This is a genomic window from Mesorhizobium sp. 2RAF21 (assembly GCF_052115345.1).
Classification (GTDB): domain Bacteria; phylum Pseudomonadota; class Alphaproteobacteria; order Rhizobiales; family Rhizobiaceae; genus Mesorhizobium; species Mesorhizobium terrae.
In genome coordinates, this window is sequence record NZ_JBFRGM010000013.1 from 27,206 (window position 1) to 51,339 (window position 24,134).

The window sequence follows — 24,134 nt, forward strand, 5'->3', positions numbered from 1 at the left end:
AAGGGCTTCGCCGCAGTGCGATACCGTGCCGTAGTGACGCGCGCAGAAAACCCGCCTTGACATTCGTCGCTCATCTGCTGACTTCCTTCTCCCCGAAGGAGACAAAGCCATGCCAGAACCCCGACGGTCGACCATCGACGCCGGAGAAGTCGAGCGCTTTTCAGCCCTTGCAGCCGAATGGTGGAACCCGAACGGAAAGTTCCGTCCGCTGCACAAGTTCAACCCGGTACGGTTGGCCTATATTCGCGACCAGATCGCCACTCGTTTCGGCCGCGACCCCCGTGCGGCGCAGCCCTTCGAAGGCTTGCGCATTCTCGACATCGGCTGCGGCGGCGGTCTGTTGTGCGAACCGATGGCCCGTCTGGGCGCCGAGGTCGTCGGCGCCGACGCTTCCAGCACCAACATCGAAGTGGCAAAGCTTCATGCGGCCGAAGCCGGGGTCACCGTCGACTATCGCGCCACCACGGCCGAGGATCTGGCCGCCGCCGGCGAGAAATTCGACGTCGTGCTCAACATGGAAGTGGTCGAGCATGTCGCCGACATCGACCTGTTCGTCGGCAAGTGCGGCGAGATGGTGAAACCCGGCGGCATCATGTTCGTCGCCACCATCAACCGCACCCTGAAGGCGCTGGGGCTGGCCATTATCGGCGCCGAATATGTGCTGCGCTGGCTGCCGCGCGGTACCCACAAATTCGGCAAGCTGGTACGGCCGGAAGAACTGGAGCGCGCGCTGACCGGTGCCGGCCTTGCCGTCACCGACCGCTCCGGTGTCATCTACAACCCGTTGGCCGACCGCTGGCAGCGCTCCAAGGACATGGACGTCAACTACATGGTGCTCGCCGAAAAGGCCGCCTGAACAGGATTGCTCAGGCCTTCTGCCGCTGCGCCCTGGTGGTGATGAAGACGCCGATCACGATGATGGCGGCGCCCGCCCAGGTCAGCCACTGATAGTGCTCCCCGAGGAACAGCGTGCCCGAAATCAGCGCGATGGCCGCGCCGACATATCCGATCTGGCTGAGATAGACCGGCCCGCCGACGGCCTGGAGGCGGAAGTAGAAGGCAAACATCGCCGCTCCGATGATGACCTGTGCCAGCACCAGCCACGGCACATGGGCAAGCGTACCGAACGAGCCCGCCTGCCCGCCAATGAGCAGGCCGCCAAACAACATCGCAGCGGCCGCGAGGTGACTGCCGACGGCGAGTTCGATCGCGTCGGTGCCTGTCGGCCAGTCGATGGTACGATAGATGTTGCCAGCCGCGAGGAAGACGGGAATGAGCAGGCCGACAAGGACCCAGAACAGGTCGGCCGGCTGACCGGCCTCGCCCCGGGTGAGTGCCACGACCAGCGCGCCAGCAAACCCAACCACGATGCCCGCGATACCAAGCAGGTTGGGTCGACGCACGCCGAACAGGATCGACAGCGTCAACGTCACCACGGGCGAAAGCGTGAACATGATGCCGGTGTAGCCGGCACCGAGATGGGGAATGGCCGAGAAGATCAGGAAGTTCGGGATGGCGAAGGAGATCGCCGCCGCAATGACGTAGTAGCGCAGCTTGTGGCCAGTCATCACCAGACGGTGGCGCCTGTAGAAAAGGACGAGCAAAAGCACGCCGCCGATGCCGAACGAGGTCATGAATGCCCATAACATCGGCGACACGGCATTGGCCGTCGCCAGCTTGCCGAGAGGCAATGTCAGGCCCAGCAGGGCGCCTGTGATCAGCAGCAGGCCAAAGGCCGAATCCCAGACCGATTTCATGGAAGCGCCCGCGCGATTCTCTTGAGCCAACGATGACATAACTGCGGTATCCTTTACGAATTCAGGCAACGCGCCTCTGCTCGGTCCGAGCCGCCTGACGTTGGATGAATGTTTCGAATGTCTCGCCAAAGGTGGCGAGGAACTTGCGCGTCCGTTCGTCCACCAAGGCGCCGTCGGCGTCGAACAGTGCACCGGTATTGCCGATATAGGCTTCCGGTTGACCAAGCACCGCCATGTCCAGCGAGGCGAGCGACTGTCTGAGGTGATGGTTGGCGCCAAAACCGCCGACCGCACCCACCGACGTCGAGATCACCGCTGCCGGCTTGCCGATCAGCACGCCCTGCCCGTAGGGCCGCGCGCAGATGTCGATGGCGTTCTTCAGCACACCGGGCACCGAACGCACATATTCAGCGGTGACGAAAAGCACGGCATCGGCAGACGAAACGCGACGGCGGAGAGCCTGCCAGTCGGCGGGCGGGTTCGCCTCAAGGTCCTCGTTGAAATAGGACACCGCGCCGATATCAATGAAATCGAGAACGAGAGATGGCGTCAGCTCCGCCAACGCCTTCGCCACCTTACGGCTGAACGATTCCTGGCGCAGACTGCCGACGAGTACGGCCACTTTGGTCATTTTGTATCCTTCCACGCGAGGCCACTTGGCGGCCGCTGATCGATGGCATATCATTTAATAGAAAGAATCTTAGTGTCAAGATACTTTACGGTGAGCTAGATGGATCGTGCAGCGAACGCGGTGGCGCAATGGCAAAAGGAGAGGCCGGATCTCGACGTCAGGCCGATGGCGGTATTTGGCCGCCTCAGCTATGCGGCCTTCGTTGTCGCGCGCGACAAGCTGAACCCGCTCTTCGCCCGGTTCGGCCTGCAATCCGGCGAATTCGACGTGCTGGCGACCTTACGGCGTTCTGGTGCGCCCTTTGCCCTGACGCCGACGGAACTCTACGAAGCGACGATGGTGACGTCGGGCGCCATGACCAATCGGCTCGACCGGCTGGAAAAGGCCGGATTGATCGCGCGCGGTCCGCACCCGCAGGATCGCCGTGGCGTCATCGTGCAACTGACGGAAAAGGGCCGGACATTGATCGACGAGGCGGTGACCGCCCATGTCGAAAACGAACACCAGGTCCTTTCCGTGCTGACGAGCGAAGAACAGGACCGGCTGGCCGGCCTGCTCGAAAAGCTGATCAGGGGACTGGATGGAAAGGGCTGAACAGCGACCAGGAATTACCGGCCGCGAGTCGGCTAGCAGTTCAGTTGCGATCGTCTGGGAATGCCGGTATCGGCAAGAATTCGACGCCGTCCTCTGCCAGGCTCTTGGCCTCGTCGAGCGTCGCCTCGCCGTAGATGCCGCGCGGGTCGGCTTCACCGAAATGGATCTTGCGCGCTTCCTCGGCGAACTTGTCGCCGACATAGTCGGAATTTTCGCGCATCTTGTCGGCCAGCGCCTTCAGTTGCGCCATCGCCTGGCGCTGCTGGTCGCCCATGGCAAGCCCGATCTTTTCCTGCTTGCGGCTGGTCGACACGGCGGGCGCCATCAGCGCCTTTTCCACCCTGTGCGAACCGCAGACCGGGCATTCGACGAAACCGCGCTTCTTCTGCTTGTCGAAATCGTCGTTGGAGCGAAACCAGCCTTCGAAATCATGCTCACGCTCACATATCAGCGAGAAGCGGATCAAGATGCGGCTCCCCTCAGCGAGGCCGGTTCGCCATCGAAACGACGCAGCGAGAATTCGCGCGCATTCTTCAGATTGGGTATCTTGGCGCGGGCGGCCACAGATTGCGCCGGATCGATTTCGGCCACGATCACCGAGGGCTCGTCATGGGCTGCCTCGGCCAGAATGCGGCCCCAAGGGTCGACGATCAGCGAATGGCCATAGGTCTCGCGACCATCCTCATGCAGCCCGCCCTGGGCGGCGGCTATGACGAAGGCGCCGTTCTCAATGGCTCGTGCCCTCAGCAACACATGCCAATGCGCCTCGCCGGTCTGACGGGTGAAGGCCGCCGGAACCGAAAGGACCGCGGCACCAGCCAGCGCCTCGGTGCGGAAAAGCTGCGGGAAGCGCAGGTCGTAGCAGATGGCGAAGCCGAGCTTCAGGCCAGCAAGATCGACAACGGCGGCATCGGTTCCCGGCTCATAGGCGGCGGATTCGCGCCAGCTCTCGCCATTGTCGAGATCGACGTCGAACATGTGGATCTTGTCATAGGAAGCGAGCGTCGTTCCGTCCGGAGCGATCAACAGCGCGCGGTTGGCGAGCTTGCCATCGTCCCGCAGAATGGCGGTCGAGCCGATGTGAAAATGGATGCCGAGTTCCCGCGCCAGCTGCCGCGCTTTGGCGACGACGACGTCCTTGTCCTCGCTGGTGAAAACGGTTCGCTTGGCGTCCTTGTCACGCACCAGCGCGCCGGTCATCTCGGGGGTCTGCACATAGCTCGCGCCCATGGCCACGGCCTCACGAACCAGCTGCTCCATGTCGGCGGCGTTACGTTCCGGGCTGGTGCCCGACCGCATCTGAATGGCGGCGGCCTTGAAAACACCCATGGTCTCGTCCTCGCTTTCGATAATTCCGAGCGCTCAGCGCGGCGCGGTGCCGGCGATCAGGGCATCGAGCCGGCCGGCAGCTTCCAGCGCATGCAGATCATCGCAGCCGCCGACATGCACGTCACCCACAAAAATCTGCGGGAAAGTGGCACGGCCGTTGGCTCGCTGGATCATTTCCTGGCGCAGATCCGGCGAGAACGAGGCATCATGTTCGGTATAGGCAACGCCCTTCTTGTCGAGCAGGCGTTTGGCGGCCGCGCAATAGCCGCACATCATGCGCGTATAAATCGTCACGTCGACCATGGGTCAACAATCCTGTCTTGTCATGAAATCTATATAGTCTCGGACTCGTCGGGCCGAAAGTCCCCCGGCAGAACCCGCGCGAAGGTTAGTACGTCGACCGCGGCGGCACCGCCTCTTTTCAGCGCCTTGGCGACAGCGCGCGCAGTCGCTCCGGTCGTATAGACGTCGTCGACCACGAGCATGCGGCGCCCTGCTATATCGATTTCCGCCTCGGCCGGCACGCGAAAGGCTGCCCGTACATTGTCCTCGCGCTGGCTTCGCTCCAGGCCAACCTGCTGGCGTGTCATCTTCACGCGCCGCACCGCCTGGGGCGCGAAACGCCGGCCCGACTGCGCAGCCAGGGCGCGACCGAGTTCGGCCGATTGGTTGAACTGGCGACGAAAGAAGCGGCGCCAGTGCAGCGGCACCGGAACGATGGCATCCGCCTCGGCTATCAGTTCGGCGCCGGCCCGCATCATCCAGCGCGCCATCCATGGTGCGAGGTCGGTCCGGTCATGATATTTCAGCGCCTGCACCATTTGCCTGGCAACGCCCGAATAGGCGGCGGCCGCGCGGGCTCGCTCGAAGGGCGGTGGATCGGCGATGGCCTCGGCGGACAGAAAGCCCTCGCCCATGTCGTGCGTGAAGGGCGTGCCCATGACCGGGCACCAGGGCCGCTCGAGCAACCTGAGCTTCGGCCAGCAATCGCCGCATAGAACCCCTGGCTGCGAGACGTGGCGTCGACAACCGGCGCAGACCGGGGGAAACAAGATCCGCGCCGGCCATTGCAACGCCGTTTGGGTTAGGCCCTTGATATCAGCCATCGGATCGGCCACGTGATTGCCTGCAGTCGCAGCATAGCAGAAGCAGGACCCGTCGTTGCAGCCCTTGTTCGATACAGCTCTTTGGCTGACACACAAACGCCGGGCACTCGCCCGACCGACCGCGGGTGCCGACTTCCTCATGCGGCGCATTGCCGACGATCTTGCCGATCGGCTGGCCGCCGTCGAACGCCAGTTCGCCCGCGGAGCGACGCTGTTCTGCCAGACTGCACACGCAACCCACGCCCTCACCGCAAGCGGCAAAGTCGCCGAAATCGTCCGCGTCGAAGCGGACCCCGCGTTTCTAGCCGGCGAGGAAGGGATAGTGGCCACGGCCGAAACCGTGCCGTTCGAGCCCGACAGCCTCGATCTGGCGGTTTCACTGCTCGCGTTGCAATCGACGAACGATATCCCCGGCATGCTGGCGCAGATCCGCCGCGCACTGAAGCCGGACGGGCTCTTCCTCGGCGCGATGGCCGGTGCCGGGACGCTGGCCGAATTGCGCGAAAGCCTGCTTGCCGCCGAAACCGAACTCCATGGCGGCGCCAGCCCGCGCGTCATTCCGTTCGCCGATGTGCGTGACGCCGGTGCGCTGCTGCAGCGGGCAGGTCTCGCCTTGCCCGTCACAGACATCGAGACGATAACGGTGCGTTATGACACGCCGTTCGGCCTGATGCGGGATCTGAGGGCTATGGGGGAAACGAACTTCCTGGTCGACCGCAGCCGGCGACCGGCAAGCCGGGCAATGTTGGCGCGCGCCGCCGAAATTTACGCCGAACGGTTTTCCGACGGCGACGGCCGCGTCAGGGCAAGTTTTTCCATCGTTTGGCTGTCGGGTTGGGCGCCGGACGCATCGCAGCAAAAGCCGCTCAGGCCCGGCTCGGCCGCTGTCTCTCTGGCCAAGATCCTGGAAGACGGCGATAAAAGCTAGATAAGCCGGTCAGTTACCATTACCCAGCGCCTGGACAAGCTTGCTGTTGTTGTCGCTGAAGAGGTATTTCAGCGCATCAGCAGCACTGCCGAAGCCCAGGATGATGGCGGCAGCCATCAGAGAGGCAACCAGCGCATATTCGATGGCCGTCGCCCCCGTGTCGTTTCTCAGAAATCGCCGCAACAATGCCATGGTAGCCTTTCCCCTGCGAAAGAACCTTAGCGTTCACTGATTTACAAAGGTTAACGAGGCAGGCTTAACGGCCGGTGAATTTGTGTTTGGCCGCCTAGCACGCGCCGGTCAGGCTGCCGTCGCGATGGATGATGCAGACGGCATCCGGCGTCGCCTGCAACACGCTGCGCCGGATGGTGTAGGTGTTCTGCTTGCCGATCGAACCGGTGCTCATCATGTCGATCCCAGCCGGCGGAAAATCGCTGGCAAAACGCTGTTCGATGCGACTGTCGAGATAGGAAGCGCCGAGGAGCGAAAGCGCGACGGCGGCCGATCCGAACAGGAGCGTGATCCGCAGAAGCCCGCCACCCGCGGCCACGAGCGGTCGGCGTGGCCGTATGCTGTCCCAATCCTGGTCGAGGCTCATGCGACGGCTCCCCAAGCACGGCAATCGTTTTGCCGCAGCCATCGTTCAATCTTTCACGACTGGATAAATCTTCTGTTAACGCTAATCGGGAGCTGTCAGAGCAGATCGATCAGGAACGGGATCAACGGCGCGTCGGCCGGTGGCATCGGATAGTCACGCATCTGGCGTGGACGCACCCATTTCAGTGCCTGCGCCTCCTTCGGCTCCGGCGTACCCCAGAAACGCCGACAGACATAAAGCGGCATCAGCAGGTGGAAGTCGTCGTAGCTATGGCTGGCGAAGGTCAGCGGCGCCAGGCAGGCCGTCTTGGTCTCGATGCCAAGTTCCTCGTGCAACTCGCGCACCAAACATTCTTCCGGCGTCTCGCCCGGCTCGACCTTGCCGCCAGGAAACTCCCACATGCCGGCAAGTTGCTTGCCTTCAGGACGCTGCGCGATCAGCACGCGACCGTCGGCGTCGACCAGCGCGCAAGCGACGACCAGAAGCAGACGTTTTCCTTTCGACGGTTCGGCCTTCATGTGGAAGGCAACCGTCGATAGTGATAGCGATAGACTTCTTCAAAACCCAACGACGCATAGAGCGACAGCGCCGGCGCGTTGTCGGCCTCGACCTGCAGCCAGGCTTCGCGCGCGCCGCGCAAGCGGGCCCATTTGAGCGCCGACAGGATCAGTTGGCGGCCGTGGCCCTGACGCCGGACAGACTTGTCTGTGGCGATATCGAACAGCCCGGCCAGATCGCCGTCATGCACACAGATCAGCGTTGCCAGGGCTTCGTCGCCGCGTTCCGAGGCGAACAGCCCCGCCTCCGGCTGGATTGCGCCAATGATCTCCGACAGGCCGGGCCTCAACAGCGGATCCGCATCGTGTACCTTGAGCGCCGCGGATACGAAACGGCCGATGTCCTTCAGCGGAATCTGATCGATGACGTTTTCGACCGAGGCCTTGGTCAGCGGCATGCGCATGACCATGGATTCGTCGAAACGCGACCACCCTTCGGCGTCGAGATGGCGCGAAAGCGCGGCACCGGCGAGCGGCGACATGCGGAAGGTGAGCGGCCGGCCATAGGCTTCGAAACGACGGCCGGCGCGCGCGATACGCTCTGCCAGGTGATGAACGTCGCCGGGATCGAGCGGATTGATGGAATTGAGCCGCTTCGCCGGATGGCCTGCCGTCAGCCGCACCACCCAGGTTCCATCGTAATGCACGGCCGCCGCCGGCCAGGCACGAAAGCCCGCCGCCTCATAGCGGCGCACCTTGGCCAGAACCGTCGCAGGATGTATCGGATTCAAACGGCTAGCTCCGATAGTCGCCATTGATCGCGACATATTCCTTGGTGAGATCGCACGTCCAGACGGTGGCCTTGCCACGGCCAATGCCGAGATCGGCACGAATGACGATGCTGTCCCGCTTCATATAGGTCGACGTCGCCTGTTCCGAATAGGCAGGGTCGCGCTCACCATCGACGGCGAGACGATTGTCACCGAACCAGATCGACAGACGGTCGCGATCGGCCGGCTCGCCGGCCTTGCCGACAGCCATCACCACCCGGCCCCAATTGGCATCCTCGCCCGCGACCGCGGTCTTGACCAATGGCGAATTGGCGATCGACAGCGCGACGCGCTTGGCCGAACGTGCCGATTTGGCGCCGGTCACGGTCACCTCGATCTGCTTGCGGGCGCCTTCGCCGTCGCGCACCACCTGCAGCGCCAATTGCTTCAGCATCTTGTTGAGCGCGCGGCGGAACACGCCAAGGCGGGTATCCTTGGCATCGGCGATCACCGGCGCGCCGCGCTTGGCAGCCGCACCGGTCGCGAAAAGCAGCAGCGTATCGCTTGTCGACGTGTCGCTGTCGACCGTGACGGCGTTGAAGGTCTTGGCCGTGCCTTTTGAGAGAAGTTCCTGCAACACCGGCGCCGCAATCGGCGCATCGGTGGCAACGAAGGAGAGCATGGTCGCCATATCGGGCGCGATCATGCCGGCGCCCTTGGCGATGCCGTTCAGCGTCACATCGGTATCGCCCAGCTTGACGGTGGCCGTCACCACCTTCGGGAAGGTGTCGGTGGTCATGATGGCCTTGGCCGCCTCGGTCCACTGGTCGGGCCTGGCATCCTTGACCATACCGGCCAGGAGATGGCTGTATTTGCCCGGGTCGAGCGGCTCCCCGATGACACCGGTGGACGCCAGGAATATCTCGTCGGAGGCGCAGCCAGCGGCCTTGGCTGCCGCCTGCGCCGTCGTCGACGTCGTCTCCCGGCCCTTCTTGCCGGTGAAGGCATTGGCGTTGCCGGAATTGACGACCAGCACGCGCGCCTTGCCCTGGCCGAGATTCTGCCGGCACAGATCGACCGGCGCCGACGGGCATTTCGAGCGGGTGAACACGCCGGCGACGGTAGTGCCCGGATCGAACACCATCGCAAGGAGGTCGGTTCGGTTCTTGTATTTGATACCCGCTTCGGCCGTGGCGATGCGCACGCCCTCGACAGCCGGCATCTTGGGATATTTCTTCGGAGCGAGCGGGGAAACGGTTGTGGACATGAAAAACCTCTGCGACCCAGGCAAGCGGTGAAAGCATGGACCGTTTGCCCGATAGCACGAGGCTTCGCAAGGCGTTTTCGCCTCGTCTCAACGAGCCGCGGGGTTGATGAAACCGCTGAACACGCGCTGCACGGTCGGGATCAATCCCCATATCATGGCGCCAACCATCATCGGCGCGATCACCAGAGTGCGCTGCCAGATCGCCCAGTGCTCGGTCAGCGGCCCAAGAAGATAAAGGATCGTGGTGATCAGCGGGTACACCCCGATCAACACCATCAGAGCGAAACGCGGACGCGAAAAACGGGGCCGGGCGGCGGGAGCCTGCGAGGGGGCGGACGTGGCAGTCATAGCAATCTCCATAAGAACGATACGTTTCGTTGCATATATAGAACGAGCCGTTTCGTTTCGTCAAGGGATGATGTATAGTCGCCAGGCGAACTTCGAGACCCTTGGGCAAAATTGAACGCGACAGAAGAAAAGGCGCGCCGGTCGATCGGCGCCAGACGCAACCCCGCCAGCGCCGAGGCCATCCTCGACGCGGCGGAGGCCGTACTGCATGAAGCCGGTTATTCCGGCTTTTCCATCGAAGCCGTGGCACGCAGGGCCCGCGCCGGTAAGCCGACCATCTATCGCTGGTGGCCGAGCAAGGCAGCCCTGCTGATCGAGGTCTATCAGCGTCAGAAGCGCGACATCGTTTATGCCGACACCGGCAACATCGAGGAGGACCTGTTCCAGTTCCTCCGCAGTTTATTTGGATCGTGGCGCGATACGCCTGCCGGCAACATCTTCCGCTCGCTGATTGCCGAGGCACAGTTCGACGCCGCCGCCGCCGAAGCGTTGGCCGACTATGCGCGCGGCCGGCGTGCCTACACCGGCAAGTTGGTCGAACGTGCCATCGATCGAGGCGAGGTCGCCCGCGGCGTAGACCCCAGCCAGATAGCCGACATGGTCTCGTCCTATGCCTGGACCCACCTGCTGACTGGCCGGCTGGATGAGAGCGAGGACAAATTGCGGGCCGCCGTCGGCGCCATCGTCAACGGCATCAAGGTCTAGGAACCTTATGCTCGGGAAGGAGCCGGCATAAAATGGAAAGGGAGCGATACCTGTGAAGGTACCGCTCCCATCGACTACAAAGCGTCTGGCTACCTAAAGAGGTAGATCGAAGCTTACTTGGCGCCGCCTTCGGCTGCCTCGACGGCCTTGCGCAGGTTTTCATCCGGAATGTCGACCTTGGCGCTCTTGCGGGCTTCCTTGACCAGCGCGAAATATTTGTCGCGAACGACCGCCGAACGGGCCTGGTCCTTGACCTGGTCGAAAGCCGGGGGTTGCTGCTGGCGCTTGTCCTCCACCTTGATGACATGCCAGCCGAACTGGGTCTGCACAGGCTCCTTGGTGTAGGCGCCGACCTCAAGCGCGAATGCCGCCTTCTCGAACTCCGGCACCATCTGGCCAGGGCCGAAGAAACCGAGATCGCCGCCGCTGGTCTTGCCGCTCGGATCGTTGGTGTTCTCGCTCGCCAGTTTCTGGAAATCGGCGCCGCCTTCCAGCTTCTTGATGATCGCCTCGGCTTCTTCCTTGGTCTTCACGAGAATGTGACGGGCGTGGACCTCGTTCACCGGCGGCTGCGCGGCGATTTCCTTGTCGTAGCGTGCGCGAATGTCGGCGTCGGTGATCTTGCCGACCACTTCCTTTTCGACCATCTCGCCATGCAGGGCGCGCTGCTGCAGGAAGGCTGCGCGACGCTGGAAATCGGGATCCTTGTCGAGCCCGTCGGCGACGGCCTTCGCGGCAAGAACCTTGATCTCGATGGCCGCGGAAAGGGCGGCGGCGCGGCGCTGTTCCGGCGGAAGCTGCGCGAATTGCTTCGACAATTCACCTTCGGCGAGCGTCAAATCCGCTTCAGTGATCGGCTTGCCGTCAACCGTGGCAACGACTGCGTTCGGATCGACCGGAGCAGCAGCCGGAGTTGCGGCGGCATCGGCCGGCTGGGCCGGCTGGGCCGGCTGAGTTTCCTGGGCGGCCAGAGGCGAAAGCGACAAAGCCGACAGGCCGACGGCCAAACCTAGGCTGGCGAGCGACGCACGGCGAAACAATAAGGACATACGAAAGAGCTCCGATGGGGACGTTGAGGTCTTTTGATCAGCCGGAATGTGGCGGAATTTGGCGTTCTGCGGGTCGATAACGCAGCGTTGACATCGATTGTGCCCCCTCTTATCTGTCCAACGACTTTGCGTCCAGAACCGTTTTCCGGGCGCTTTTTGGTGTTTCTCTGTTCGGGCGGGTTCGTCGGATGCCTGCCGCATCCGTCCCCGGACCCAGGATTGCAAGCGAAAGGACCATTGAATGGTCAGTCTCGGCGGCTTCGCCCGTAAGATTTTCGGTTCCTCCAACGACCGCCGCGTCAAGTCGACCAGGCCTCGCGTCGAGGCCATAAACGCCATGGAAAACGAGATGCGGGCGCTCTCGGATGCCGAACTAACCGCCCGCACCGAAAAATTCCGCCAGGATATCGCCAATGGCGCGACGCTGGACGACCTGCTCATTCCGGCATTCGCCACCGTTCGCGAAGCGGCCAGACGCGTGTTGGGGCTGCGGCCATTCGACGTGCAGCTGATCGGCGGCATGGTCCTGCACAATGGCGGCATTGCCGAAATGCGTACGGGCGAAGGCAAGACGCTGGTCGCCACCCTGCCGGTCTATCTCAACGCGCTCGCTGGCAAGGGTGTCCATGTCGTCACCGTCAACGACTACCTCGCCACCCGCGACGCCGAATGGATGGGCCGCGTCTATAAGTTCCTCGGCCTCACTGTCGGCATCATCGTGCACGGTCTCTCCGACGAGCAGCGTCATGAGGCCTATGCCTGCGACGTCACCTACGCCACCAACAACGAGCTCGGCTTCGATTACCTGCGCGACAACATGAAGTATGAGCGCGCGCAGATGGTGCAGCGCGGCCACAACTACGCGATCGTCGACGAGGTGGACTCGATCCTGGTCGATGAGGCACGCACGCCGCTGATCATCTCCGGTCCGCTCGAGGACCGTTCGGATATGTACAACACCGTCGATGCCTTCATCGTGAAGCTTCAGCCCGCCGACTACGAGGTGGACGAAAAGCAGAAGACCGCGATCTTCACCGAGGAAGGCACGGAAAATGTGGAGAACATGCTGCGCGGTGCCGACCTTCTGAAGGGCGACTCGCTCTACGACGTGGAAAACGTCGCCATGGTCCACCACGTCAACAACGCGCTGAAGGCACATCGCCTGTTCCAGCGCGACAAGGACTACATCGTGCGCAACGGCGAAATCGTCATCATCGACGAATTCACCGGCCGCATGATGCCCGGCCGCCGCTATTCGGAAGGCCTGCACCAGGCGCTCGAGGCCAAGGAGCATGTGCAGATTCAGCCGGAGAACCAGACACTGGCGTCCGTCACCTTCCAGAACTACTTCCGCATGTACAAGAAGCTGGCCGGCATGACCGGCACGGCGCTGACCGAGGCCGAGGAATTCGGCAACATCTACAATCTCGAAGTCACCGAGATTCCGACCAATCTTCCGGTCAGCCGCCTCGACGAGGACGACGAGGTCTATCGGACCGTCGAGGAGAAGTACAAGGCGATCGTCAAGGAGATCCGCGAAGCCAATGCCAAGGGCCAGCCCACACTGGTCGGCACGACTTCGATCGAAAAGTCGGAACAGCTGGCTGAACGCCTGCGCCAGGACGGCTTCAAGGATTTCGAGGTGCTGAACGCCCGTCACCATGAACGGGAAGCGGCCATCGTTGCCCAGGCCGGCAAGCCCGGCGCCATCACCATCGCCACCAACATGGCCGGCCGCGGCACCGACATTCAGCTCGGCGGCAACGCCGAGATGCGCATTGCCGAGGAATTGGTCGACATGCCGGCAGGCGCCGAGCGCGAGGCGCGGGAAAACGCCATCCGCGAGGATGTGAAGAAGCTGAAGGAAAAGGCGCTGGCCGCCGGCGGCCTCTACGTGCTTGCCACCGAGCGCCATGAAAGCCGCCGCATCGACAACCAGCTGCGCGGTCGTTCGGGACGCCAGGGCGATCCCGGCCGATCCAAGTTCTTCCTGTCGCTGCAGGACGACCTGATGCGCATCTTCGGTTCCGAGCGCATGGATGGCATGCTGCAGAAGCTCGGCCTCAAGGAAGACGAGGCCATCATCCACCCCTGGATCAACAAGGCACTGGAGAAGGCGCAGAAGAAGGTCGAGGCGCGCAACTTCGACATTCGCAAGAACCTTCTGAAATATGACGACGTCTCCAACGACCAGCGCAAGGTCGTGTTCGAGCAGCGCATCGCGTTGATGGACGGCGAAAGCCTGTCCGAGACGGTCTCTGAAATGCGCAACGATGTCATTGACGAGATCGTCGCCAAGGGCATTCCCGAAAACGCCTATTCCGAACAGTGGGATGTCGCGGGCCTGAAGGCCGAGGTGCAGCAATACCTCAATCTCGACCTGCCGATCGAGGATTGGGCAAAGGAAGAGGGTATTGCCGAAGACGATATCCGCGAGCGCATCACCAAAGCCGCCGACGAAGCGGCCGAAGAGCGCGCCGGGCGCTTTGGCCCGGACGTGACCGCCTATGTGGAACGCTCGGTCGTGCTGCAGACGCTCGACCATCTCTGGCGCGAACACATCGTCAATCTCGACCATTTGCGTTCCGTTGTCGGCTTCCGCGGCTATGCGCAGCGCGATCCGCTCAACGAGTACAAGAGCGAGGCCTTCGAGCTGTTCCAGGCCATGCTCGGCAATCTCCGCCAGGCGGTGACCGCGCAGCTCATGCGCGTCGAACTGGTCCGCGAGGCGGCCGATGCCCCCATGCCGGAAGCACCGGAAATGTTCGGTCAGCACTTTGATGCCACCACCGGCGAGAACGATTTCGGCGAAGGCGGCGATGTTGCCGTTCTGGAAGATATCCGCGTGGTGCCCCCCGAGCAGCGTGACCCGAAAAACCCGTCAACCTGGGGCAAGGTGGGTCGCAACGAAGCCTGCCCCTGCGGTTCCGGCAAGAAGTTCAAGCACTGCCACGGTGCCTTCGGCTAAATAGCCGGCGCCGCGGTTGTTGCGAGCACCCAGAGACCTTACTGACGCTTCGGCGATTCAAGCCGGAGCGTGAACATCGTGCCCGCGATCCCGTCGGCGAGCTTGGGCTCGAAGGCGAGCGGCATGCAATGTTGAACAGCATCCGTCGCTGCCTGCACGAGCTGTTTGCGTTTGTCGGCTTCGCCATCGACCTGGATGTTGGTTGGCCGGGGCGGGCCGATCAGGGTACCGTCCCGCTTGAAGCTGAATTGCAGGGTGACCGAGCCCTTGGCATCGGTCGAAGGCGGAACCCAGCAATTCTGCAGGGCTGCCCCCACCTCCGTCATCGTCTTCAGAGGCTCGGCGGCGAAACTGCCCGCCAACGGCGTCAATACGCCGGCGGCCAGCAGAAAACCCAATGTCGTTTTCATCGTATAGCCCTCGATATCGGCAACCTCTTTGCCGACGCATTTCCAATGCGCACCGGGTTCCGATTGTTCCATGCAACCGGATCAGCTTTTTGAGAGCGGCCGCAGAGATTAGCCGCGCGCCCCGGGGCATGGGATTGTCGGCATGCGGCGACAAATGCAACCAAGAATACATCCGTCGCGATCACAGCGCGTCGTGCGACCGCTCATTGGCCAACGCGATCAGGTTCTCCAGTGCAGCGACACCCAGTCGGTTCATGTGCTTGCGCCCCATCGCAATGTCGATGCGCATGGCTATTTCGCCGGCATCCGCACCTTTGAGATCAGCCAGCCGCTCGATGCCGATTTCTTCGAGATAGGCGATCATCTTCGGCCCGATCGAATAGGCTTCGAGCATCGCCTTGCGTTCATTCTCACCGATCATCAAACCCCTCCCGAACCGTTTTTTAAGGTGTAGCGAATAGATAGTCTGTGGTGCCTGAGACTGTTAAGGTTCTGGCACAAAACGGGAGTAGGGTGTGCGCTTTTCCGCGGCCATGACAGCCGAGCGGCTTCTGCCGCAGCGTTTGGCGCTGCGGGCGAGGCCATTTCTCGGCCGGGTCGACGCGATCCTCTTTTCCTCGGACGAACGCGGCGAAGCCGGCCGCATTTCGCTCATCGCTTTCGTCATCCGCGTCATCAGCGCCGTCATCGCCTTTGTCAGCCAGGTCCTGATGGCCCGCTGGATGGGCTCGTTCGAGTACGGCATCCTAGTGCTGGTGTGGACGACCATGATCATCGTCGGCAACCTGTCCTGCCTCGGCTTCCACACATCGGTGATCCGCTTCATCCCGGAATTTCGCGAACACGGCAAGATGGCCGAGTTGCGCGGTATTCTGCTGGCGAGTCGGCTTTTCGTGCTGGTCGCGTCGACCGTGATCGCACTCATCGGTGTGGGCGGTGTCTGGCTCTTCTCGAGCAGGATCGAAAGCTACTATGTGATCCCCTTCGTGCTCGGCATCTTCTGCCTGCCGATGATCGCGATGTCCGATCTGCTGCAAGGAATAGCCCGCGCCAATTCCTGGGCGCTGTCTGCCTTGTCAGCCACCTACATCATCCGTCCATTGGCGATCCTTGCCTGCATGGCGCTTGCCCTGTTGATCGGCATGCCGCCGGACGCTAAGACGGCACTGATCGCCTCGATCGTTGCCACCTATGCGACGACGATTGGCCAACTCGTCAGCATCACCGCACGCACCGACGCTCGCGTTCCGGCAGGCCCGACGGCCATCCATATCCGCGACTGGCTTGTCGTATCGCTGCCGATCTTCCTGGTCGAAAGCTTCTTCTTCCTGCTCACCAACGCCGATGTCTTGATGGTGGGGTTTTACCTGACCCCGGACGACGTCGCCGTCTATTTCGCCACCGTGAAGACGCTGGCGCTCGTTCACTTCGTTTATTTCGCCGTCAAGGCGGGCGTCGCCCAGCGATATGCGCACTACACCCACGGTGAACGGAGCAAGCTTGCCGCCTTCGCCCGTGAAACCGTGTCATGGACGTTCTGGCCCTCGGTGCTGATGGCGCTGGTGGTGCTGTTGCTCGGCAAACCGATGCTCGTGCTGTTCGGGCCGGAGTTCGATGCCGGTTATCCTTTGCTCTTCCTGCTGGTCTTCGGCGTCGTCGCCCGCGCCGCGGTCGGCCCTTGCGAAAGCCTTCTGACGATGAGCGGCAACCAGAACATCTGCGCCGCCGTCTTTGCGCTGACGCTCGCCTTCAACATTTTGCTCAACGTCATCCTGATCCCGCATTTCCATCTTTGGGGCGCAGCACTTGCTACGGCCCTTGCAATGCTGTTCGAGGCGACCGCGCTGTCGTTCACCGTCTGGCGTAAGCTGGGTATCGCCATGGCCATTTTCATCCCTGCCAGAGGAGCCGCCTGATGGCTGCCATCCCGCTGATCGAGGAAACCAGTGGCGGTCCCGCCGGAACGATGATGACCGGTCTGGCGGGTGTCACACCCAATGCCGCGGAGCTGGCCGAGATCGAACTCCTCGCCGCCAACCGCCCGGAGCGTACGCTCGCGATCTATCCTGCATCGGCGGGTTTCGACCTTGTCGAGGAACTCGACTATCTGTGCAATCGCACCATCGAGCCCAACGTCTTCTTCAACCCCCGCTTTCTCGCGCCGGCGATGCCGCGTCTGGAAGATCGGGAAGTGCGGCTGGCTGTCATTCGCGACGGCAACGAACACCGCAGCCGGCTGCGCCTGCTGGTTCCGTTCTCGGTCGAGCGGCCGGGCATTCCGCTCGGCGTCTCCATCATGCGCACCTGGGCCAGCCCGTTTGGCCCGGTCGGCACCCCCCTGGTCGACCGCGACGACCCTGTCGGCGTCATCGAGGATTTCTTCTCGATGCTTTCGCGGCCGCATCTCAAGCTCCCCAAGGTTTTCGCCCTGCCGGACATGCGTCTTGACGGTCCGATGGCGAGCCTCCTGCAAGCGCTAGCTGAGGCGCGCAATCTGCCGCTGGTGACCACCGGCGAAACGTTGCGTCCGGTTCTGCACAGCGAACTGGACGGCGACGCCTATCTCAAGCAGTCGCTGCGAGCGCATCACTATCGCGAATTTCGCCGCCTGAAACGGCGGCTCGCCGAGACGGGCACGCTGGAACACCACGTGGCGCGCGGGCCGGAGGAGATCCGCCATGCGATCGAGAATTTCCTGACGCTGGAGGCTTCCGGCTGGAAAGGGCGTGAGCGCACCGCCATGGCCATCGACCGCTATCGCGCGGCCTTCGCACGCGAAGCCGTACACCGCCTCGCCGAACAGGACATGTGCCGTATTCATTCGCTGACGCTTGACGGCCGTACTATCGCCAGCCTGATCGTCTTCGTCGAGGCCGGGCACGCCTATACCTGGAAAACGGCCTATGACGAGACCCTTGCCGCCTATTCGCCCGGTACGCTGTTGATGATCGAGGTGACCAAGCAGCATCTCGACGATCCAAACATCGTCATGAGCGATTCCTGCGCGGTGCCGGACCATCCGGTGATGAGCCGTCTTTGGTCCGAACGGCGACCGTTCGGCACCTTCGTCATCGGCCTTACCCCAGATGCCGACAGGGCAACCCGACAGGCAGCGTCGCAACTGCACCTCTATCGAGAGACCCGCAACTTCGCGCGGCTGTTGCGAAACCGGGTTCGGAACCTGCTCGGACGCGGTTGACCCGAACCAGACCGGTTTGCGATGGGGTTATGGGCTGGTAGCTCGATGAAAACGAGTTGGCCGTGCGCCTGCGCATCGCTTCCGTGTACGTGGCAAGTACAAACGCGCCACACGCAACAGAGATCAGCATCTACAATCACACTTCATTATATTCTAACTTATTGAAATATTTGACAATTGTAAAACTTGCCATTCCTAAACCCACGCAAGTCGGCTAGGGTGTTGATGCGATTATGTGAAGGCACGTTGCATAGTCGCCGCCCGCTTGCCGCACCCCTACCCCCCACCCCAGGCAAGCGGGCACAGGGTGGATGAACGACGTCACGCGGCCAACCAGCGCCACCATGGGCGCACCTCTCAGGCACTCCGGGTGCAGCCAGCACGACTGTTGATCACCTGAGAAAAACGGGAAAACTTTGGTGCCCCTAGCCGGGATCGAACCAGCACTCCTTGCGGAACTCGATTTTGAGTCGAGCGCGTCTACCAATTCCGCCATAGGGGCCCGGACCGGGCGGTCCAGATGGGCGCGGACTATACGGTCGCGCACCCATTCGTCAACTGGCGCGGCCGCTCCTTTTGCGAAATCATGGACAACGCCCGAGCCAACGGGTGCGGCCTTTCGGTTTCGTGATGCTTCGCGCCATTGTGTGGCCAAGAAATTCTTTCTAGAGCATGCACTGATCAAAAAGGGGGCGGCATGCTTCGCGGACTTTACGATTGGACCTTGTCGCTGGCGGCGCGAAAATCCGCCGAATGGTGGCTGGCCTTCATCGCCTTCGTCGAAAGCTCGGTATTTCTCGTGCCGGCGGACGTGCTCTATCTACCGATGGCATTGTCCAGGCCCGACCGCGCCTATCGTTATGCGCTGATCGCCACCGTGGCCTCGGTGCTGGGCGGAATAGCCGGCTGGTTCATCGGTCACTACGCCTATGAGGCGGTGGCCAAGCCGGTGCTCGAATTCTACGGCAAATATGACGAATTCGAAGCCCTGCGCACCTCGTCCGGCATCGGCTTCATCGTCCTGATGCTGATCACTTCGGGCGCCGCGCACCTGCCGCCGATCAAGGTGGTGACCATCCTGTCCGGCGTCATCGGCGTCAATCTGCTGCTGTTCATCGTGCTGGCCATCGTGGCGCGCGGCGGCCGCTTCCTGTTGCTGGCATGGCTGCTGAGGCGCTACGGCGAACCGATCCGCGACTTCATCGAAAAGCGCCTTGGCCTACTGGCGGGCGCGGCGGCTGCCATTCTCATCCTGCTTTATTTCGCGGCCAAATACGCGCTCTGAACGAAGAGCGCCGACCACAGGAGCGAACCGACATGTCCCAATCCATGACAACACCGACACGCGGACCGATGCTCACCGCCGCGTTCCTGACCGTGGCCATGGCCGCGACCGTCGGCTCGGCACTCGCCTTCCAGTACATAGGCGGCTACATCCCGTGCAAGCTCTGTTACGAGCAGCGCATCCCGTACTACGTCGGCGTCCCGCTGATGTTGCTCGCGGTGCTTGCCGCGGTCTTCAAACTTCCTGCCTGGATCACCCGCGCCTTGCTCGTCGTCGGCGGTCTTCTGATGGTCTACGGTCTCTATCTCGGCATCTACCATTCCGGCGTCGAGTGGGCATGGTGGCCGGGACCGACCGACTGCACCAATGTGGCGGGACCGGTCGATACCGGCGGCAAGGGCGTGCTCGACGCGCTGGACAAGTTCGTGCCGCCGTCCTGCGACAAGGCGGCGCTGCGCATTCTCGGCCTGTCGCTGGCCGGCTGGAACGCCATTGCCAGCGTGATCCTCGCGGCTATTGCTTTCCGCGGGGCTTACAAGCGCGCTTGAATGAAGGGGCCTCAGGGCTCCAGTTCAACATCCCAGTACAGATAATCCATCCAGCTTTCATGCAGATGGTTGGGTGGGAACAGGCGGCCATTGTTGTGGAGGTCGTGCACGGTCGGCTGGAACGGCTTCTGCAGCGGCCACATCTTGGCCTGGGAAGGCATCATGCCGCCCTTGCGCAGATTGCAGGGGGAGCAGGCGGCGACCACATTTTCCCACGTCGTCGCACCGCCGCGATGACGCGGGACCACGTGGTCGAAGGTGAGGTCCTCTGGCGTCCCGCAATACTGGCATTGGAAGCGGTCACGCAGGAATACGTTGAAACGCGTGAAGGCCGGATAGCGGGACGGCTTCACATAGGCCTTCAGGCTGACCACCGAGGGCAGTTTCATCGAGAAATTCGGCGAGGACACCGCGTGCTCGTACTCGGCAACGATGTTGACGCGGTCGAGGAACACCGCCTTGATCGCGTCCTGCCAGGACCAGAGCGAAAGCGGGTAATAGCTGAGCGGACGGTAGTCCGCATTCAGCACCAGTGCGGGAAGCCCATCCGGAGATACGGCAACCGTCACGTTGTTTGCCTCCTTGGTTCTCAAACCGAACGGCGCGGATACTGTAAGCCCGACATGACAGGGATGTGAAGCGGGGAGCCGCATCGAACACCCCCTGAAAAGGCATGATTTTTATGCTTTTTTATGGCTCAGGCAGGCGGAGCGGCATCCCTGCCCTTCAATTCTCTGTAATAGGACCAGAAAAGTCGCGCCGCGACGCCTCGCCACGGTGCCCATGATTCGGCCAGCGCGATGAGTTTTCTCTCCGCTGGACGCGGCTCGATCGACAGCGCGTGACCGACCGCGCTCTGCAGCGCGACATCCTTCGCTGGAAAGATGTCCGGATGGCCGGCGGCGAAAAGCAGGTAACATTCCGCCGTCCACGGACCGATGCCTGGAACCGCGGTGAGCTCGGCAATAGCCTCGCCGGCCTCCAGCGAACACAGATGATAGAGGTCGAGCCCACCCGCGACGGCTTCGGCGATGGCGATCAGCCCGCGCTGTTTCGGCCGCGACAGGCCGGCCTCACGAAACACATCCTCACCGGCGCCGAGAATGGCCTCGGGCGTCAATGGATCGAGCAACCGGGTAAGCCGGCCGAAGATCGCATCGGCGCTGGCACGCGACACCTGCTGCGAGACGATGATGGAGGCAAGGTTTGCGAAACCCGGCTCGGAGAGGCGCAGCGGCACTTCGCCGGCAAATACGCGCACCGGCTCAAGGCGCGGGTCGATGCGGCACAACGCGTCGAGCCCGGCTGCAATGTCGTCGAGGGAGGCGATGCGCTGCATGGTTCCTTGTCCGTGGAGGACGGGCAAGGTAGCAATCCGATTGACGCTTGCAAAACCCGATTGCCGCCCGCCGATGACACTCCTGACATTCCGCTTCGCGCCAAGTCCGAACGGCGAGCTCCATCTCGGCCACGCCTACTCGGCGCTGCTCAACCAGCAGCTGGCCGCCAATGTCGGCGCTCGGTTGCTGCTGCGTATCGAGGACATCGATACAACCCGCTGCACGCCGGAATTCGAAACCGGCATCTATCGCGACCTCGAATGGCTCGGCTTGCGCTGGGAGGAACCTGTGCGGCGGCAATCCGAGCATTTCGATGAATACCGTGCCGCGCTCGACCGGCTGATCGCCGAGGAGCTCGTCTACCCCGCCTTCATGAGCAGGGGCGATATCCGCGCCTTCATCTCGGAACGCGAGCGGCGTGGGCGCGATTGGCCGCGCGATCCCGACGGCGTGCCGATCTATCCGGCGATCGACAAGACCTTGTCGCTCAAAGAGCGCGAGGCACGCATGGCCGAAGGAACACCCTTCGCCTGGCGGCTCGACGTCGCGGCAGCCCTCTCGCGCCTCGACCACGATCTTTCCTGGACGGAATTTGGGGACACGACGCTGTCGGCTGCGAACCGCGTCGAAGCGCGGCCGCAGGATTGGGGTGATATCATCCTCGCACGCCGCGACATCCCGACCAGCTACCATCTTTCCGTCGTGATGGACGACGCACTGCAGGGTGTGACCCATATCGTGCGCGGCATGGACCTGTTCCACGCAACATCCGTGCAGAGGCTCCTGCAGAACGTGCTCGGCCTGCCGCAACCAGGCTATTTCCACCACAAGCTGATACTCGGTCCGGACGGACGCAAACTGTCGAAAAGCCTCAAGGACACCGGTCTGGCTGCGTTGCGTACTGGCGGCACGAGCCCAGAAGAGATCAGGCAGATGATTGGCCTATAGGCCTGGCCCGACAGCAACTTCAATTCGCGTTACTTTAAACGTAAGCCGTTTTCGCTTTGCCGGGCGATCGCCCCGGGCTAGAGCAGCGCCCTTCTCACAAGAAAGTGGACCAGCAACCCATGCACGAATTCAAGCGGTTCATTCCCGCCACCTTCGTCGTGCTGTGGGCAACGGGCTTCATTGGCGCCCGCTACGCCATGCCCTGGGCCGAACCGTTCACTTTTCTCGCTATCCGTTTCGCCATCGCCGCCGCGCTGTTCGCCGTCCTGATCACGGTGCTCAAGGCACGCTGGCCGAACCGCAAGCAGGCCCAGCATGCGATCATCGCCGGTGTTCTCATGCATGGCATCTATCTTGGTGCCGTGTTCTGGGCGATCCATCGCGGCCTGCCCGCTGGCATCTCGGCCCTGATCGTCGGCCTGCAACCGCTGATCACCGCGGTCATGGCCGGCAAGCTGCTGGGTGAGCAAATCAAACCGCGTCACTGGATCGGGCTGGCGGTCGGCTTTGTCGGCGTCATCGTCGTCTTGTGGCCAAAGCTCGGCACATTGGGTGGAGGCGTCACCGCGGCCACTTTGACGGCATCCCTCGTCTCGGTGATCGCCATGAGCGCCGGCACGGTCTGGCAAAAGCGCTTCGCTTCGTCGGGCGACCTCGTCGCCTCGACCTTCTGGCAATATGTCGGCGGAACAGTGGTGATGGTCGTCGCAAGCCTCGCCTTCGAGACCCAGACCTTCACCGTCAACGGCGATTTCATCTTCGCAATGGCCTGGCTGGTGCTCGTGCTTTCAGTCGGCGCCATCTTCCTGTTGATGGTGATGATCCGCGAAGGCGAGATGTCGAAGGTCGCCTCGTTGTTTTATCTGGTGCCCGCGGTGACGGCAGTGATGGCCTGGGTCCTGTTCGGCGAGCAGCTGAACTTCATCCAAATCGTCGGCATGGCGATCACCACCTTCGGCGTCGGATTGGCCACCGCTCAACCGACGCGGGCGCGGGCCTCCAGATAACGGCTGATGGCGGCATTCAATTCACCACCGAGGATGAAGATCACCGAAACGATATAGAGGAAGACGACCGCGATCATGATCGATGCCAGACCGGCATAGGTCGTCACATAGGACGAAAAGTGGTCGAGATAGGTGGCGAAGATCGTTGAACCGACCAGCCAGCCGATCAGCGTGAAGGCGATACCGGGCATGATCGAGACAATGCTCCGCCGCCCCATCGGCAGCCAGATGTGCACGGCAAACAGGGCAAACACGATCACGGCCGAGGCGATGACGAAACGCCACAGCGTGATCGTGCCCATATAAGGACCGATCCAGTCAAAATGCACTTCCGCCAGCCTCGCCAACAGAGGCGCGAAGACCAGAAGCAGACTGATGGCGAGCGAACCTGCCGTGGCAATGAGTACGAAAACAATGCTCTGGGCGCGGCGATAAATCAGCGAGCGTGTCTCGGTCATGCGATAGGCGCGGTTGAGCGACGTCCGCAGCGCCTCGATGCCGTTCGAGGCGAAGAACCCGGCCAGAAGCACGCCGTAAGTCAACAGATCGGTGCGTCGCACGGTCAGAACGTTGATGACTTCGCGCGCGATCGGCTTGGCGATCTGCTCCGGCCAAGTGTCGAACACGAGCGGTACCACGGTTTCCACATAAGCCTGCGCGCCGAGAAAGCTCGCCAGCGTGGTGGCGAAGATCAGGAACGGAAACAGCGCCATCAGCGAGGTGATGGCCAGATGACTGGCCATGGCCCATCCGTCGTCATTGTTGAAATGACCGAGCGCGTCGTAGAGCACACGACGGAAGGCAACGATGGTCCGCAGCAACGACGCTTTCCCTCCGGTTGTTTCCAGGC

At 62.4% G+C, this 24,134-nt stretch carries 29 protein-coding genes and 1 tRNA gene; 11 read left to right on the top strand and 19 right to left on the bottom strand.

Annotated features, from left to right (window positions below; genetic code table 11):
* Positions 1-109: 109 nt before the first annotated feature.
* Complete coding sequence (gene ubiG, locus AB4136_RS21335) at positions 110-856, top strand: bifunctional 2-polyprenyl-6-hydroxyphenol methylase/3-demethylubiquinol 3-O-methyltransferase UbiG (RefSeq protein WP_024922653.1); 747 nt, start codon at positions 110-112, stop codon at positions 854-856.
* 10 nt (positions 857-866) lie between these two features.
* Here ubiG and AB4136_RS21340 read toward each other — a convergent pair whose 3' ends face one another.
* Both AB4136_RS21340 and AB4136_RS21345 read right to left on the bottom strand, forming a co-directional pair.
* Positions 867-1,757, bottom strand: a complete 891-nt coding sequence (locus AB4136_RS21340; RefSeq protein WP_024922654.1) for a DMT family transporter — start codon at positions 1,755-1,757, stop codon at positions 867-869.
* Between the two features lie 61 nt (positions 1,758-1,818).
* Entirely contained in the window at positions 1,819-2,388 is a 570-nt protein-coding gene (locus AB4136_RS21345; protein WP_024922655.1) for an NADPH-dependent FMN reductase, read from the bottom strand.
* 99 nt (positions 2,389-2,487) lie between these two features.
* Between AB4136_RS21345 and AB4136_RS21350 the strand changes: the two genes are divergently transcribed.
* Positions 2,488-2,982, top strand: a complete 495-nt coding sequence (locus AB4136_RS21350) for a MarR family winged helix-turn-helix transcriptional regulator (protein WP_024922656.1) — start codon at positions 2,488-2,490, stop codon at positions 2,980-2,982.
* Between the two features lie 40 nt (positions 2,983-3,022).
* Here the strand turns inward: AB4136_RS21350 and AB4136_RS21355 are convergent, their stop codons facing one another.
* Genes AB4136_RS21355 through AB4136_RS21370 form a run of 4 tightly spaced genes read right to left on the bottom strand, consistent with a single transcriptional unit; the run spans position 3,023 to position 5,429 of the window.
* Complete coding sequence (locus AB4136_RS21355) at positions 3,023-3,448, bottom strand: DUF1178 family protein (protein ID WP_024922657.1); 426 nt, start codon at positions 3,446-3,448, stop codon at positions 3,023-3,025.
* Complete coding sequence (locus AB4136_RS21360) at positions 3,445-4,311, bottom strand: carbon-nitrogen hydrolase family protein (RefSeq protein WP_024922658.1); 867 nt, start codon at positions 4,309-4,311, stop codon at positions 3,445-3,447. The genes AB4136_RS21355 and AB4136_RS21360 overlap by 4 nt, the downstream gene beginning before the upstream one ends.
* Positions 4,312-4,344: 33 nt before the next feature.
* The gene (grxC, locus tag AB4136_RS21365; protein ID WP_024922659.1) at positions 4,345-4,614 is read right to left on the bottom strand and encodes a glutaredoxin 3; all 270 of its coding nucleotides are present in this window, start codon (positions 4,612-4,614) and stop codon (positions 4,345-4,347) included.
* Between the two features lie 29 nt (positions 4,615-4,643).
* Entirely contained in the window at positions 4,644-5,429 is a 786-nt protein-coding gene (locus tag AB4136_RS21370) for a ComF family protein (protein WP_024922660.1), read from the bottom strand.
* A 43-nt stretch (positions 5,430-5,472) separates the two neighbouring features.
* Between AB4136_RS21370 and AB4136_RS21375 the strand changes: the two genes are divergently transcribed.
* Positions 5,473-6,345, top strand: a complete 873-nt coding sequence (locus AB4136_RS21375) for a methyltransferase domain-containing protein (RefSeq protein WP_024922661.1) — start codon at positions 5,473-5,475, stop codon at positions 6,343-6,345.
* Positions 6,346-6,354: 9 nt separating this feature from the next.
* On the opposite strand, the gene AB4136_RS21380 is transcribed toward AB4136_RS21375, so the two are convergent.
* From AB4136_RS21380 to AB4136_RS21405, 6 genes are all read right to left on the bottom strand, one after another.
* On the bottom strand, positions 6,355-6,537 hold the full coding sequence (locus AB4136_RS21380; protein ID WP_024922662.1) for a Flp family type IVb pilin: 183 nt from the start codon (positions 6,535-6,537) through the stop codon (positions 6,355-6,357).
* Between the two features lie 94 nt (positions 6,538-6,631).
* The gene (locus AB4136_RS21385; protein ID WP_024922663.1) at positions 6,632-6,943 is read right to left on the bottom strand and encodes a hypothetical protein; all 312 of its coding nucleotides are present in this window, start codon (positions 6,941-6,943) and stop codon (positions 6,632-6,634) included.
* A 95-nt stretch (positions 6,944-7,038) separates the two neighbouring features.
* Positions 7,039-7,461 (bottom strand): (deoxy)nucleoside triphosphate pyrophosphohydrolase, encoded by a 423-nt coding sequence (locus tag AB4136_RS21390; RefSeq protein WP_024922664.1) that lies wholly within the window; start codon positions 7,459-7,461, stop codon positions 7,039-7,041.
* Positions 7,458-8,255 (bottom strand): GNAT family N-acetyltransferase, encoded by a 798-nt coding sequence (locus tag AB4136_RS21395; RefSeq protein ID WP_024922665.1) that lies wholly within the window; start codon positions 8,253-8,255, stop codon positions 7,458-7,460. Before AB4136_RS21395 ends, AB4136_RS21390 begins: the two co-directional genes overlap by 4 nt.
* Positions 8,236-9,477, bottom strand: coding sequence for a bifunctional glutamate N-acetyltransferase/amino-acid acetyltransferase ArgJ (gene argJ / locus AB4136_RS21400; protein WP_024922666.1), 1,242 nt, complete (start codon positions 9,475-9,477; stop codon positions 8,236-8,238). The genes AB4136_RS21395 and argJ overlap by 20 nt, the downstream gene beginning before the upstream one ends.
* A gap of 87 nt (positions 9,478-9,564) precedes the next feature.
* Positions 9,565-9,825, bottom strand: coding sequence for a hypothetical protein (locus tag AB4136_RS21405; protein ID WP_036254594.1), 261 nt, complete (start codon positions 9,823-9,825; stop codon positions 9,565-9,567).
* Between the two features lie 111 nt (positions 9,826-9,936).
* Here AB4136_RS21405 and AB4136_RS21410 point away from each other — a divergent pair, with 111 nt between their 5' ends.
* Entirely contained in the window at positions 9,937-10,530 is a 594-nt protein-coding gene (locus AB4136_RS21410) for a TetR/AcrR family transcriptional regulator (RefSeq protein ID WP_024922668.1), read from the top strand.
* A 113-nt stretch (positions 10,531-10,643) separates the two neighbouring features.
* Here AB4136_RS21410 and AB4136_RS21415 read toward each other — a convergent pair whose 3' ends face one another.
* The gene (locus AB4136_RS21415) at positions 10,644-11,579 is read right to left on the bottom strand and encodes a peptidylprolyl isomerase (protein ID WP_024922669.1); all 936 of its coding nucleotides are present in this window, start codon (positions 11,577-11,579) and stop codon (positions 10,644-10,646) included.
* Between the two features lie 241 nt (positions 11,580-11,820).
* Here AB4136_RS21415 and secA point away from each other — a divergent pair, with 241 nt between their 5' ends.
* Positions 11,821-14,547, top strand: coding sequence for a preprotein translocase subunit SecA (gene secA, locus AB4136_RS21420; RefSeq protein ID WP_024922670.1), 2,727 nt, complete (start codon positions 11,821-11,823; stop codon positions 14,545-14,547).
* A 38-nt stretch (positions 14,548-14,585) separates the two neighbouring features.
* Here secA and AB4136_RS21425 read toward each other — a convergent pair whose 3' ends face one another.
* Both AB4136_RS21425 and AB4136_RS21430 read right to left on the bottom strand, forming a co-directional pair.
* Complete coding sequence (locus AB4136_RS21425) at positions 14,586-14,945, bottom strand: hypothetical protein (RefSeq protein ID WP_245317516.1); 360 nt, start codon at positions 14,943-14,945, stop codon at positions 14,586-14,588.
* A gap of 193 nt (positions 14,946-15,138) precedes the next feature.
* Positions 15,139-15,378: a hypothetical protein gene (locus AB4136_RS21430; protein WP_024922672.1), complete on the bottom strand. Its 240-nt coding sequence runs from the start codon at positions 15,376-15,378 to the stop codon at positions 15,139-15,141.
* Positions 15,379-15,472: 94 nt separating this feature from the next.
* Between AB4136_RS21430 and AB4136_RS21435 the strand changes: the two genes are divergently transcribed.
* Entirely contained in the window at positions 15,473-16,873 is a 1,401-nt protein-coding gene (locus AB4136_RS21435; protein WP_024922673.1) for a lipopolysaccharide biosynthesis protein, read from the top strand.
* On the top strand, positions 16,873-18,156 hold the full coding sequence (locus AB4136_RS21440; protein ID WP_024922674.1) for a GNAT family N-acetyltransferase: 1,284 nt from the start codon (positions 16,873-16,875) through the stop codon (positions 18,154-18,156). Before AB4136_RS21435 ends, AB4136_RS21440 begins: the two co-directional genes overlap by 1 nt.
* 417 nt (positions 18,157-18,573) lie before the next feature.
* Here AB4136_RS21440 and AB4136_RS21445 read toward each other — a convergent pair.
* Positions 18,574-18,658 (bottom strand) — tRNA-Leu (locus tag AB4136_RS21445).
* Between the two features lie 195 nt (positions 18,659-18,853).
* Here AB4136_RS21445 and AB4136_RS21450 point away from each other — a divergent pair.
* Both AB4136_RS21450 and AB4136_RS21455 read left to right on the top strand, forming a co-directional pair.
* Positions 18,854-19,441 carry a YqaA family protein gene (locus AB4136_RS21450; protein ID WP_024922675.1) on the top strand — a complete coding sequence of 196 codons (588 nt, stop codon included), beginning with the start codon at positions 18,854-18,856 and terminating at the stop codon, positions 19,439-19,441.
* Between the two features lie 32 nt (positions 19,442-19,473).
* Positions 19,474-19,989, top strand: a complete 516-nt coding sequence (locus AB4136_RS21455; protein WP_137901707.1) for a disulfide bond formation protein B — start codon at positions 19,474-19,476, stop codon at positions 19,987-19,989.
* Positions 19,990-20,000: 11 nt separating this feature from the next.
* Here the strand turns inward: AB4136_RS21455 and AB4136_RS21460 are convergent, their stop codons facing one another.
* Positions 20,001-20,558 (bottom strand): HNH endonuclease, encoded by a 558-nt coding sequence (locus AB4136_RS21460; RefSeq protein ID WP_024922677.1) that lies wholly within the window; start codon positions 20,556-20,558, stop codon positions 20,001-20,003.
* A gap of 128 nt (positions 20,559-20,686) precedes the next feature.
* The gene (locus tag AB4136_RS21465; RefSeq protein WP_024922678.1) at positions 20,687-21,328 is read right to left on the bottom strand and encodes a DNA-3-methyladenine glycosylase family protein; all 642 of its coding nucleotides are present in this window, start codon (positions 21,326-21,328) and stop codon (positions 20,687-20,689) included.
* Between the two features lie 73 nt (positions 21,329-21,401).
* Between AB4136_RS21465 and gluQRS the strand changes: the two genes are divergently transcribed.
* Together gluQRS and AB4136_RS21475 are read left to right on the top strand one after the other, a co-directional pair.
* Positions 21,402-22,277, top strand: coding sequence for a tRNA glutamyl-Q(34) synthetase GluQRS (gene gluQRS / locus AB4136_RS21470; RefSeq protein WP_024922679.1), 876 nt, complete (start codon positions 21,402-21,404; stop codon positions 22,275-22,277).
* 119 nt (positions 22,278-22,396) lie between these two features.
* The gene (locus AB4136_RS21475; RefSeq protein ID WP_024922680.1) at positions 22,397-23,284 is read left to right on the top strand and encodes a DMT family transporter; all 888 of its coding nucleotides are present in this window, start codon (positions 22,397-22,399) and stop codon (positions 23,282-23,284) included.
* Here the strand turns inward: AB4136_RS21475 and AB4136_RS21480 are convergent.
* Positions 23,254-24,105, bottom strand: coding sequence for a YihY/virulence factor BrkB family protein (locus AB4136_RS21480; RefSeq protein ID WP_024922681.1), 852 nt, complete (start codon positions 24,103-24,105; stop codon positions 23,254-23,256). The genes AB4136_RS21475 and AB4136_RS21480 overlap by 31 nt on opposite strands.
* Positions 24,106-24,134 lie beyond the last annotated feature (29 nt).